A 12,383-nucleotide genomic window follows, 5' to 3' on the forward strand; every position below is an offset into this window, starting at 1 on the left:
CCCCGAACCCCGAACCCCTTCAATCTGTATCACCACCAGCTTTCTCGCGGAACATGGATGTCTTATTTTTTGGTGATAACGCTTACATCGTGTTCTCTCGGAACGACAATCCGTTATTTGCTCTTAATAGAGGCTAGAACGCGGCTAAACAACAAAATAGCGGATCCTCGTTCCGCCTACCGCCCAGCATCGACACAATCGCCAAAATAGCGGATCCTCGTTCCCCGACAACCTCAGCTAAGCAGCTGATATGTCCGAATTCGCTCCTGACCGCTCATGACAATCAGCAGCTTCTTGTCCACCAGATTACGAAGGAGCGTGCGCGTATGTCTCGTGCTGACTTTGAGGTGATCCGACAGCTCTGTAGGGGCAAAAGGGCGAAGCACCCTGCGTGCAAAGCGTAGCGTTTCGCTTTCCAGCCATGACAAATCGTCCGGCACGGCCGCCGAAACGAATTTTCCGATCAAGGAAAGCACCAACTGCTGACACTGCTTCGGCGTTTCGGTTATCGAGGAATAGGCGATCGGCATGACCACCCATCCGTCCAATGCAAGGAGACAATGCCGCCAGCATAAGTCCTTGAATCTCCATGCTTCGATATCGCGCGCGTGAGAGCCGTAACCTTGCACCTCAATAACACCTTTAGCACCCCCAGGCATGTAGGCGAGGTCCAAATATCGGTACCGATTGGAGAAATCGCGTACCTCCCATTCCGGATAAAGATGCTCAAAATGCCCAACTACCGGGTACCAAATCGTGCGCAGAAATTCCGCCTCCGCATGGCCTAACCCTTTCTCCAGACGTTCACGTCTTCTCCCATTTGTTTCTTCCTTGACCTGCCGCTGCATAAACTGCTCAAATGCTTGTTCAAACATCATACATCAACCTCCATGATACTGGCCCCAATCAAAAACGCCGCCCCAAACCACGAGGACAAAGTAAGTTCTACTTGTGCCTACATAGGATTTGGAGCGGCGTGTGCTTCACGACCATTTAATGACTAGTATAGGGCAAAAGAAAGAGTCACGCTAGATACCTACAACCGAAAGTTAAAAAAGCATAAACGTGCTTAAAATGAATCATGTGCTTACCAACCTCTCAAAATTATAATGAAACTTGTTAAGTAGAATAGAAGGATGGTGAACGAAATTTGATGAGCATATGGGGAATAAAGAAAAATGTAAGCGGTTTAATGAGTATGCTGTTGGCGATTTCCCTGTGTCTTAGCTTATGGCCTGAACAGGCCGCAGCACTCGCAGCAAGCGAATCGCTGCAAGAAAGCTTCGAAACCTACGGCAACGTACAGTCGGGATTTGCGTTACCGGTTGGAAGCGCCGTCACCGCATCGCAGCCGTGGAAGGCAGCAATTGGCGGAACTGTCAACTGGGCAGTTTACGAAGAAACGTCCCCAAGCGGTGCGCCAAACCATTTTTTACGACAAACTGATCCTTCTACGGCTGCATCCTTTGTGGTGACGAACGAATACTGGGGGAACAGCGATCCAACGATCACAACCGACAGCATCACACTGTCAGGGAAGGTGAAGGTAATGGGCCCAAACAGCACCTACGCGGGACTCGTTGCCAAATATTCAGGAACCGGCTCCACGCGCACCTACTACCGATTCATGATGAAGAAGAACACAATTAGCTACCAATTTTACTTGGAAAAGGTGACAGGAAATACGAGAGCGGCCGTCACGCAAACTCCGGGAACTCCGAATGCAAGCGGCATCTCGATCCCGAATGAAACGCTAGTTTCCTCTTACGATACGCTTGGGTACATGCCTCTCAAGCTGAATGTCATCAAGAACACAGATTCCACATTAACGCTGGAAGGTTTTTACGGCAGCACGCTCGTCTTGTCCGGCACCGATACTGCACCATTTAACACGGGCCATGTCGGTTTGTACAGCAATGCTGGTACGACGGCTTTTGACGACATTGAGGTGTCCGCTTATACAGTTGTTGTGCCGACGATCCCGGATGCTCCAACGGACGTATCTGCAACTCTTCCAGGCACCGGAGCAGTGAAGCTCACTTGGATGGCATCCAACCATGCGACAAGCTACAATGTGAAAATGGCTTCCAGCGCGGATGGACCTTTTACCACTATCAACAGTACTCCCATCACATTGAACAGTTTTACGGCAAGCAATTTAACGGTAGGTCAAACTTACTACTTTGTTGTCAGTGCCGTGAATGCAGCGGGCGAAAGCGGCAACAGTTCACCTGCGCTGTCCGCGGTTCCACAACCGAATCCGCCGGTTACCGTCACGAACTCGACCCAGCTGGCTCAAGTGCTTAAAGCGGCAGCACCTGGGGATGTTATTGAACTTGAGAACGGGAGCTATGCCGGTTTCGGAGTCACCGGGGTTAACGGTTCGCCCGACAAGCCGATTGTTATTAGAGCGAAGAACAAAGGCATGGCGGTATTCAATGCAACTGGCATTCGTTTCACCAATAGCTCCTACATTACAATGCAGGATATAGAGTTCTCAATGAGCAGCGCTGCGACCAACTGGGTGCGATTGACCGGGTCCCATCATATGCGCGTTACCAATAACTATTTTCACTCACCGGGTACGGCCACGTCGGCAACCAAATCAACTTGGGTGCTCATCGACGGCCAGAACAGCCACCAGAACCGGATCGACCACAATTTAATGGAAAATAAGAAGGATACCGGCAAATTCATCACCTTCGACGGATTCCGAGACACAGCAGCAGGCATCTACGAGATTACGCAAAACGATATGTTGGAGTACAACATTTTCCGCAACACCTTGCCTCGGCAAGAGAACGAATCGGAGGGCATCCGACTCGGCGTGAGCGATTTGGTTCATCTAAACGCCTATGCGGTCATTCAGTACAATATTTTCGATCATGTGGATAGCGATCCGGAAATTATTTCGGTCAAAAGCAGCGCGAATACGATCCGCTACAACTATTTTATCGAATCGTTGGGGACGGTATCTCTTAGATCGGGCAATGGCTCGAGTGTATATGGCAATATGTTTATCGGCAACGGGCGGATAGAGCCTGCGACCGACCCTGACGGTATAGATTTAGGCCCAGGCGGCGTGCGTGTGTATGGCGAGAATCATAAGGTTTACAACAACTATTTCCAGGATCTGACGGGGACCGTGTGGGACGCGGCGATTACTTTCACAACCGGCGATAATGACAATATGACACAGCCAATTTCCAGAACAGCTAACCATTATATTGCCAAAAATGCACTCATCGCCAACAACATACTTATCAATAACAAAGGCAGCATCGAGCTTGGGATGACTCGTTATGGCCGCGCGCCGGAAAACCTAACGTTTATCAATAACATCGTCGTCAGCGGGCAGCAAGAATTGATCAAAATTATGACGCCGATTCCAGGACTTGTATGGTCCGGCAATATGATGTTTCCACAAAACGGCGTTCCTCTTATTACCGGCAACACCGCGCCGCTTAGCGAGTCTGAGGTTAAGGTGGCCTACCCACTGATGCGCGACGAGGTGCTTGAGCTTGACCGAAACGAGTATGCCTGGTTATGGACATCAAGCGAATACGAACGACTTAGGACGATCAGGTATAAAAAGCTAACGCCGAGCAGCCCAGCGATCGACGCTTCCTTAGACAGTCGCGGCTCGTTATCCCTGATAACCGAAGATATGGAGCATGAGCCGCGTGTTGGCATGCCGGATGCGGGGTCGGATGAGTAAACACCAGATTCACTAACGGATTTGACGGCACCTTCACCTTGCTTATTTGGAACGGAGCCGACACATCGGGGACACCTGCGTTTCAAGCCATGAATCAGGAGTTCAAGGGCAACATTAAAGTTAAGAGCGGGCAACAACCACGGCAGCAACGGCATGAGGGAATCATGTTCTTATATGCGGCGCATGATTGCATTTGCAAACACCAAAGAGGGCTGCGAGGAACAAGCGATTCTCCTCACTGTCAGCTCTCGCTTTTAAAAAAGCACAAACCTGCTTAAATTCGATCATGTGCTTGTCGGGTGCCAATATCTATAATGGGTCTTAATTCTTTGGAAAATGGATGAGAGAAGGAACGGATATCAATTAGGTTCCGATCTCCCCAGTATTTTAACCAGATAGAAAGAGTGGAGTGAAACCATGCTGCCTAATAATGTGTTTTTTCATAATGTGATGGAATTGGAACAGAGGTCTTACTTGCCGGGCCTGCGGCTTCAGCGGTTTCCGAGGCAGGTTCGCGAATCCTTAACGGAAAAAGGGCGCATGAAGGCCGTCGAATCAAACGGTTGCGAGCTAAGGTTCGTGACAGAAGCAAGGTACATCAGAGTGACTATGGCCTCTCAGGAAAAAAATGGGCAGGTGCTAGTATTCAAGGGAGATCTGTTCCATGCTGCTTATGACCTGAAGGCCGGTGTTGTGACGACTATTGAATTGGAAGAACCGGAAAGATTCGCTGAGGTGATACCGGAGAAGCTGAATAACGCGGCATTTTCGTCGAAGGTCTGGCGTGTGTTTTGCGACCGATTCAGCGCTATCTTTTATGATATAGATGCATTCGGATTCGTGGTTCGTCCGCCTGAACGTCACGAGGTTCCGCAGTTGACGCTGCTCGCATATGGTTCGTCAATTACACAGGGGGCTGGAGCGTTAAGCCACTACAACTGCTATGTCCAGCAGACCGCTCGCAGGCTTGGCATTGATGTGCTGAATTTGGGCCTTAGCGGATCGTGCTTTTGTGAGCCCGAGTTGGCGGATCATTTGGCTGCGCGGGACGACTGGGACATCGCCTATCTGGAGATGGGCGTAAATATGAGGGGAGTCATTCCCGTTGAGGAATTTCAGAAACGGACTGCCTATTTGTTGGATGGGATCATCGAGCGTTACCCTGAAAAGCCGATTTTTCTGACGTCTATATTTCCAAACCGCGCTACCTATTTCCAAGATTCGACTTACTCGTTCAGCGAGGCTGAGAAGCGTTTCAACGAAGTGTTGGAGCAATATTACGCAAGTCGTCATCACGAGAATCTCATCTTGCTGGACGGCAAGCGGATTATGACGGATTTCACTTCATTAACGAGCGATCTAATTCACCCTTCGGATTATGGTCATATCGTGATGGGCGAGCATTTGGCAGGTTTTTTACGGCCTACTGTGGATAAGTTACGGGCTGCATAGGTTAATCAATATACTAAAAACAGCAACATTTTGGGAGGAAGATATCATATGAACATCAACTTAACCGGTAAAATTGCACTTGTCACAGGATCTAACGCAGGCATCGGGCGTGCCATCGCGCTTGCGCTTGCGGTTAACGGAGCGAAGGTCGGCGTAAACTGCTTGAACAACGTAGCTCAAGGCGAGGAAGCGGTCGCTGCGATTCGTGCGGCTGGCGGCGAGGCGATCTTGGTGCAGGCGGATGTGACGGATCCGGTGCAGATCGATCGTCTGGTGAACGAGGTGGAGCAGGCTTTCGGCGGTACGATCGACATTCTCGTCAACAATGCGGGGCATCTGGTACAGCGTGTACCGAACGCAGAGATGACCGAGGAGATGTACGAGCGGATTATGAACGTCAACCTCAAGAGCACCGTTTTTATGTGCAAAAGAGTGCTGTCCGGGATGAAAGCCAAAGGGTACGGGCGCATCATTAATATGTCGTCTGTCGCTGCGCATAACGGCGGCGGGCCGGGTTCCAGCATTTATGCAGCGAGCAAAGCGGCTGTGATGGCTTACTCAAAGGGGCTGGCGAAGGAATTGGCAGCGGGTGGCATTACCGTGAATAACGTGTCTCCCGGCTTTATCGGGAACACGATGTTCCACTCAACTTTCACGACGGATGCAGCGCGTCAAGCGACGATAGGCGGCATTCCGCTGCAGAGGGAAGGAACACCGGAGGATGTAGCGGGCGCGGTTCTGTATCTGGCATCGGATCTCGCCGCCTATCTCACAGGTGAAACGATTGAGGTTAACGGTGGGATGATGATGCGATGAGCAGAGCTGTGCGGTTGAATGAGAAGCTGGACTCTAAGGTGCAGCGGCTGGAATGGGTGAAGGGTATAGCGATTTCGCTGAAGGAAGAGATCGACCGGCTGCGTGACGCAGGGAGCTTGTCAATTCCGCTGGAGCCCGGCGGATGGTGGCACCAGTATGTGTGCCCGAAGCACCATACGGAGCTTGAATTCGATCCTTTCGTTGCCGATGCTGCGCAGTTCCTTTGTCCGCACGGCTGTGAGGTTGAAGGCGCCGAATACCGGGGCGCTTGGCTCGTATTTAAGCATCAACTGCTGGCGCGTGTGGCGCTGCAATCTGCTGCGGTGTATGCGGCGCTGCGCGAGGCGTCGTATGCTGAGCTGAGTAAGCGGCTGATCATAGAATATGCGGCGCAGTTCCCTTTGTATCCGGTACATCCGGATGCGCAGTCATGGATGCTCAGGGGTCGCGCGTTTCATCAAGCGTTGACCGAGGCGATCTGGTCTACGACGCTGATTAGGGCATACTTACTGCTGCTGGATGAGGGAGTCGTGTTCAGTGGCGAGGAGCAGGGCAAGATCGATACGTTCTTGACGCTGCTCGATACGAGCATGACGGAGTATCGCGGCATTCTGGTTCATGAGCGGAAGAATGCGGAAAACAACTATACAGCTTGGCTGAACGCATCGCTGTCCTGTGTGTATGCCGCCCGTCGGGATCGGCAGTCGATCGGGGAGCTGATCGTGGGGGAAGGCGGCTTCCGCCACCATCTGTCGATCGGCGTGAAGCCCGATCAGCTTGAGTTCGAAGGCAGCACGTATTATCACATATTCGTGCTGCGTGCATATTTGATCTCCGCCGAGATGGCCGAGCGGTGCGGCATCGATCTGTACGCGTGCGAAGGCACGGAGGGGCAATCGATTCAAGGCATGTTCGTGGCTTTGGCGGAGCTGGCCGACGATCAGGGCGTGCTGCCTGCGCTGCACGACGGACCGATGGGGCGGCTGCCTTACGCCCGTGAGATTGCCGAGATCGCCGAGCAGGGGCTTGCCCGCTATGCGATCGAGGGGCTCGCCCCGATCCTGCGCGAAGCTTACCGGCAGATGGGCTCGCCGGACGGTTTGCGCATCCAGCTCGAAGCGCTGCTGTACGGGGCAGGGGAAGTGCCGGCCGATATCCGGAACCGTTCATCAGTTAGCTCGAGGGCGGAGCGATCCGCATTGGTATCACCATCTCCACCTCGCGGCTCCAAATTATGGCCGGATTCCGGCTTCGTCGTGGGTAGACATGCGGGTAATCCGCTTTCGTTTCTCGTGGATTTCGGCGAGCACGGCGGCGCACATGGCCATTACGATAAGCTGCATCTTACTCTGATCCATGAAGCTCGTACACTGACGCCGGACTTTGGCGTCGTTCCTTACGGTTCCTCCTTGCGGACGTGGTTTAGTGAAACCGCAAGTCATAACACAGTTTCGCTAGACGGAACCTCGCAAGCTGCACACACGGGCCGTTGCGAACGCTTCGAGCAATCGGAAGCGGCCACTTACGCTTGGCTGCAATCGGATGCTGCATATGCAGAATGTCGACTTGATCGTCATTTACTGCTAACCGGAGACTGGCTGCTGGATTGGTTTCAAGTCTCATTGGAAGGCGGCGTTAGTCGATCCATAGAATGGTGGATGCATCCTGTGGTGGCAGCTGTGTCCGAGCAGCATCAAGAGCTTTCAGCGGAGAAGGAGGAAGCGTACCCCCCGATCAGCATTCAGCCTGCGCTGCCGGATCTGAAAGTGATTGGCCGCTTTGTGGGGGATGAGAAGCAACTCAATTCGGACAATCCTGTATTCATGGAGTCGAGTGATGGGGTAATCGTTCGACCTTCTCATGCGGAGATACATGCTAAGTACACGCTGGTTGAAGGAACGGATGTGTTTCACACGGCGCTTGCGCTTCCCGGCGACGAGCTGCTCGCGGTCCAAACGCCCGGCGATTCCGTCGATCCGAGCGTGCCGCTGACCGCTCTACTTCATCGCCACATCGGGAACCGCGCCAGCTTTATCCACGTGTACCGAGCCAGCTCTGGTGTCGCTTTGAGGCTGGTATCTGACAACACGATTGAAGTTTCTGCTCAAGGTTGTTCAACGACTATTCGCATGTCGCAAGATCAAGGGCTGCAGATTGTTTAGGCAGCTCTGTTTACTCTACAAGCATACCCGAGTTCTGTTGTATCGGGCATGCTTGTATTTGCTTATGAAACACTTGCCCATGGACTATCAGGCGATTCATAGAGTAGCAGCGCGGTTCATTCGGAACAAAGCTCTTCCCAGCACGTGATTGAGGCTTCTTTTGCCGGGAATGCTGCAGTAGGTTTGAAAGTGAGCCAGTCTTGTGTATAGACCGTGTTGAAAGAAGAGGCCAGCATGACTTATACAGGAACACTTTCAGCCATGGAGCATTTACCGGTTACGTTTACAGCGAACGAATATTCGGGGGAAGTCATGGCCATAAGTTGGATCTTCGCTCGAACAGAGTGAATAGATCCGGCTTATTTTTTTGGTTTTTAGATGAAACTAAAGCAAAATAGTTTAACTCGATCGGAATCGAACCTATGCAATGAAGGTTTTGCGGACCTCTTCTATTACGCCCTTTCCTTGGGGAATGAGCCGGAGAGGGCTCTTTAATTTTGTAGATATCAAGTTCGTCCAATAGTTCCTTCGTGGTATAGTTTTTGAATGTTTAAGCTGCTCTTTTGATATTTGATCAAATATCAAATATCATGTTTACATCGTTAATTTAAATGTGATATTATATCAAATATCAAATAAAAGAAATGAAGAGGAGAAAAAAGTATGAATGTAACACCGGAATCAGCATTAAATGAAACGACTTACTCACGGGTTCGGGATAAATTGCGCGAAGATATTTTATCAGGTGAATTTAAACCTGGCGTACGCTTGCGGATCGTCGATTTATCCAATCGTTACGGCGTCAGTCAGATGCCGATTCGGGAAGCTCTCCAGCAGCTTCAAGGGGAAGGACTCGTTAGTCTGCTGCCTCATAAAGGAGCAAGCGTACGGGAGGTAAACGAGAAGTTCGTATCTGATATGTACGATATCCGAATGGCGATTGAAACGATGCTGGTTTACAATGGCGTATCTTACATGAAGGATAGCGATTACAACAGACTTGTTGCCATTCAAGAGCAATATGAAAAGGCAGCAGAGGACGGCGACTTGTTATTATGCCTGAAACTGAATGAGAGCTTTCATAAAATCATCAACAACCTAGCGCAAAATCCCGAAGCGATTCGCATTATTGATCGGCACTGGGGACTGATTGACAGCATGCGCCAAATATTTGGTTCGAACCGGGGAACCGATATTAGTAACGATCATCGGATGCTGCTGGAGGCTTTGAAAAATCGAGATGCGGAAGCTGCCGCAAATATTGCCAGAGATCACGTCATTAAGGCCAAACAGGATTTGATTACAAGAATGAAAGCAACGGGAAAACCATCTAAAACCTAGATGTAGTTTTCGTTCATAAATTAAAACGCTTACAAGAGAAGGGGGCTGAGCGTGTTGTATGATCAAACGGTGACGAATCTCAAGGAATCCTCAAAGTCACTGGAGCGGAAGAGGAAGTTGTCCCATATTCGAAAAGATAAGCTATTATATCTCATGGCTGTTCCAGGGATTTTGTTCTTTATTGTGTTCCACTATATACCGATGTACGGCATTTTGCTCGCATTCAAAAAGTACAATATCTACCAAGGATTTTTCGCCAGCGAATGGATTGGGTTGGATAATTTCAAAACGTTGTTCAGCATGTATGGATTCGACAGAGCTTTCAAGAATACCATTATCATTTCGCTTTACCAACTGGTATTTGCATTTCCGGTCCCGATTATTCTTTCTATTCTACTGAATGAAATCCGGCATCAATTGTATAAGAAATTCGTTCAAACGGCCATTTATCTGCCTCATTTTGTGTCATGGATTATTATCTCGGGTATTTTGTTTGCCATTTTATCTCCTTCTACCGGTGTGATCAAAGAAATCGCTGGGTTTTTCGGGTATGACAATTTTACCTTCAACCTGCTGAGCAGTAAGGAATACTTCCGGAGCCTGCTTGTCATATCGAATATTTGGAAGGAAGCGGGCTTTGGTACGGTACTATATCTCGCGACCATAGCAACGATTGATCAACAGTTGTACGAGGCGGCAAAAGTGGATGGCGCGAAGAGATGGCAGCAAATTTGGCATATTACGCTGCCGGGTTTACGGACGACGATTGTGATTTTGCTTATTTTTCGTATGGGAAGCATGCTCAACACCGGTCTGGATCAAATATTTGCACTCTACAACCCACAGGTTTACGAGGTTAGCGAAATTTTGGACACGTATATCTACAAACTGGCTTTTCAAGATGCGAAATATGATCTGGCTACAGCATCGGGCTTGTTCAAATCGCTTATTAGTCTAGTCCTAGTTTTATTTACGAACTTTATTGCGAAAAAAATTGATTCAGATAGTGGTTTGCTGTAACCGTTTTCGTACGAAGGAGGTTCATCTGGTGAAAGAGTCATTTGGGGAACGTATATGGTATTTCAGTCTGAATGTAGGCATGTTGCTGCTATCCATTGTTACCTTGTATCCATTTTGGCATGTGCTGATGTATTCGTTGAGTGATCCAAAGCTAGCTATGGGTGGAGGGCTATTTTTATGGATGAAAGGGTTTTCTCTCACTTCATATGAACTGCTGCTTCATAGCAAAGGGATTTACTATGCTTATGGAAACTCCATTTTCCGCTTAGTTATAGGAACTGCGATCAATATTGTGTTGACCGCCATGTTGGCTTATCCCCTATCCATTCGAAGATTTGTGGGAAGAAACATCATTACGCTCATGATTTTTTTCACCATGCTGTTCAGCGGGGGGATGATCCCGACTTACTTGATCGTCAAAGAGCTCGGTTTAATCGATTCCATTTGGTCGCTCATTATCCCAAGCGCTCTCAGTGCATGGAACTTGATTATTTTGAAAAATTACTTTCAGAGCTTACCCGCCGAGCTCGAAGAATCGGCAAACATTGATGGGGCTGCTCCGATGCGCATTTTATTTTCGATCATCCTGCCCGTTTCAGGTCCCGTCATCGCCGCAATTGCTTTATTTTACGGAGTAGCCCATTGGAATTCGTATTTTGATGCTATTCTTTACATCAACTCCGATGCCAAACAAGTACTTCAAGTGTTTTTGCGAACGATGCTGCAGAGCAGCTCCTTACAGCAGGTCCAGGGGACGGATAACTTTGCTGCCTCAATCGGATTGGTCACGGAAGAATCGGTCAAAATGGCTACTGTTGTTGTTTCCGTGATTCCAATGTTGATTGTGTATCCATTTTTGCAAAAATATTACGTCAAAGGCGTCATGGTTGGATCCATTAAAGGTTAGATTTTGAAGAGCGATTGTAAGCTCTCAAAATAGATACATTACTTAGGGGGGTATATATATGGTGAAATTGAAGAAGACAGTCACTTTTAGTTTAATCAGCGTGATGATGATGAGTGCGGTCGCTTGCTCTACTCCAGGGACCACAAGCAAAGAAGGCAATAAAACAGGTGAAAGCAGCAAACCTGCAGCACCGGTAACGGTACGAATATTGATCGACAAGACGACTAATTTTCCTGAAGATAACACGGTAGTCCAGGAAATCCGCAAAAGAACGGGTGTGAATGTCCAGTTTTTGGCCGTGGATGCTCCGGACTTGGAAACGAAAATAAATACGATGATCGCGTCAAATGATATGCCCGATGCATTCCTGAACCCGAATAAAGCGAAAATCAAAGATCTGGTCAGTAATCAAGTGATTATTCCTATGGATGATTTACTGAAGACTAATGGGAAAAACGTTATGGACAACAAAGGTTCCATATTAAAAGGCGCTGCTCAAGTTGATGGCAAAGTGTACGCCATTCCGCGTGGTTGGGGATTCGGAAACGTTTTGACCATACGTAAAGACTGGCTGGATAAATTGAAGCTGCCCGTTCCGAAGACGATCGATGAATACTATACGGTGTTAAAAGCATTCGCTAATCAGGATCCTGACGGCAACGGTCAAAAGGATACGATCGGCGTTGGTGCTTACTTTGCAGGAGGAAAAGAGAGCGACGTATACAGTACGTTTTCTCATATCTTTGCAGCTTACGGCGTTCCGGTCGGAAGGGGCAAGCTGATTGACGGGAAAGTGATACCTTGGGTATTGCAGCCCGGATTCATGGATGGCATCAAATTCCTGAATAAATTGTATAAAGAAGGCTTGTTGGATCCCGAGTTTGCCACGATTTCTAATTTGAAGGAATTTGAGAAGTTATGGAACGGAAAGATGGGGACGTTTGAATTCACCCCGAACGGGATTACG

10 protein-coding genes are annotated in these 12,383 nt (G+C 49.0%); 9 read left to right on the top strand and 1 reads right to left on the bottom strand.

Going from position 1 to position 12,383, the window contains the following annotated elements; genetic code table 11:
• Positions 1 to 233: 233 nt before the first annotated feature.
• Positions 234 to 878 (bottom strand): transcriptional regulator, encoded by a 645-nt coding sequence (locus FU659_RS33090; RefSeq protein WP_147951426.1) that lies wholly within the window; start codon positions 876 to 878, stop codon positions 234 to 236.
• Between the two features lie 275 nt (positions 879 to 1,153).
• Here FU659_RS33090 and FU659_RS33095 point away from each other — a divergent pair, with 275 nt between their 5' ends.
• From FU659_RS33095 to FU659_RS33130, 9 genes are all read left to right on the top strand, one after another.
• A complete protein-coding gene (locus FU659_RS33095) occupies positions 1,154 to 3,718 on the top strand; it encodes a chondroitinase-B domain-containing protein (protein WP_147951431.1) in 2,565 nt (854 codons plus the stop codon).
• A gap of 417 nt (positions 3,719 to 4,135) precedes the next feature.
• Complete coding sequence (locus FU659_RS33100; RefSeq protein WP_147951427.1) at positions 4,136 to 5,170, top strand: SGNH/GDSL hydrolase family protein; 1,035 nt, start codon at positions 4,136 to 4,138, stop codon at positions 5,168 to 5,170.
• 48 nt (positions 5,171 to 5,218) lie between these two features.
• Positions 5,219 to 5,986 carry an SDR family NAD(P)-dependent oxidoreductase gene (locus FU659_RS33105; protein ID WP_147951432.1) on the top strand — a complete coding sequence of 256 codons (768 nt, stop codon included), beginning with the start codon at positions 5,219 to 5,221 and terminating at the stop codon, positions 5,984 to 5,986.
• Positions 5,983 to 8,148, top strand: coding sequence for a heparinase II/III domain-containing protein (locus FU659_RS33110; RefSeq protein WP_147951428.1), 2,166 nt, complete (start codon positions 5,983 to 5,985; stop codon positions 8,146 to 8,148). Before FU659_RS33105 ends, FU659_RS33110 begins: the two co-directional genes overlap by 4 nt.
• Before the next feature lie 213 nt (positions 8,149 to 8,361).
• The gene (locus FU659_RS38050; protein WP_261808211.1) at positions 8,362 to 8,496 is read left to right on the top strand and encodes a hypothetical protein; all 135 of its coding nucleotides are present in this window, start codon (positions 8,362 to 8,364) and stop codon (positions 8,494 to 8,496) included.
• A gap of 315 nt (positions 8,497 to 8,811) precedes the next feature.
• Positions 8,812 to 9,489: a GntR family transcriptional regulator gene (locus FU659_RS33115; protein WP_147951429.1), complete on the top strand. Its 678-nt coding sequence runs from the start codon at positions 8,812 to 8,814 to the stop codon at positions 9,487 to 9,489.
• A gap of 51 nt (positions 9,490 to 9,540) precedes the next feature.
• Complete coding sequence (locus FU659_RS33120; protein WP_261808212.1) at positions 9,541 to 10,509, top strand: ABC transporter permease; 969 nt, start codon at positions 9,541 to 9,543, stop codon at positions 10,507 to 10,509.
• A gap of 28 nt (positions 10,510 to 10,537) precedes the next feature.
• Positions 10,538 to 11,416 (top strand): carbohydrate ABC transporter permease, encoded by an 879-nt coding sequence (locus FU659_RS33125; RefSeq protein ID WP_222708708.1) that lies wholly within the window; start codon positions 10,538 to 10,540, stop codon positions 11,414 to 11,416.
• 58 nt (positions 11,417 to 11,474) lie between these two features.
• Positions 11,475 to 12,383, top strand: a 909-nt coding sequence (locus tag FU659_RS33130; RefSeq protein WP_147951430.1) for an extracellular solute-binding protein, incomplete at its 3' end; no start/stop codon positions are given.

Source organism: Paenibacillus sp. N3.4, from assembly GCF_008017805.1.
In the GTDB taxonomy this organism is placed as follows: domain Bacteria; phylum Bacillota; class Bacilli; order Paenibacillales; family NBRC-103111; genus Paenibacillus_E.

Excerpts from the sequence above, each read along its gene's own strand:
- FU659_RS33090 (WP_147951426.1), bottom strand. The coding sequence starts at position 878 with ATGATGTTTGAACAAGCATTTGAGCAGTTTATGCAGCGGCAGGTCAAG.
- FU659_RS33095 (WP_147951431.1), top strand. The coding sequence starts at position 1,154 with ATGAGCATATGGGGAATAAAGAAAAATGTAAGCGGTTTAATGAGTATG.
- FU659_RS33100 (WP_147951427.1), top strand. The coding sequence starts at position 4,136 with ATGCTGCCTAATAATGTGTTTTTTCATAATGTGATGGAATTGGAACAG.
- FU659_RS33105 (WP_147951432.1), top strand. The coding sequence starts at position 5,219 with ATGAACATCAACTTAACCGGTAAAATTGCACTTGTCACAGGATCTAAC.
- FU659_RS33110 (WP_147951428.1), top strand. The coding sequence starts at position 5,983 with ATGAGCAGAGCTGTGCGGTTGAATGAGAAGCTGGACTCTAAGGTGCAG.
- FU659_RS33115 (WP_147951429.1), top strand. The coding sequence starts at position 8,812 with ATGAATGTAACACCGGAATCAGCATTAAATGAAACGACTTACTCACGG.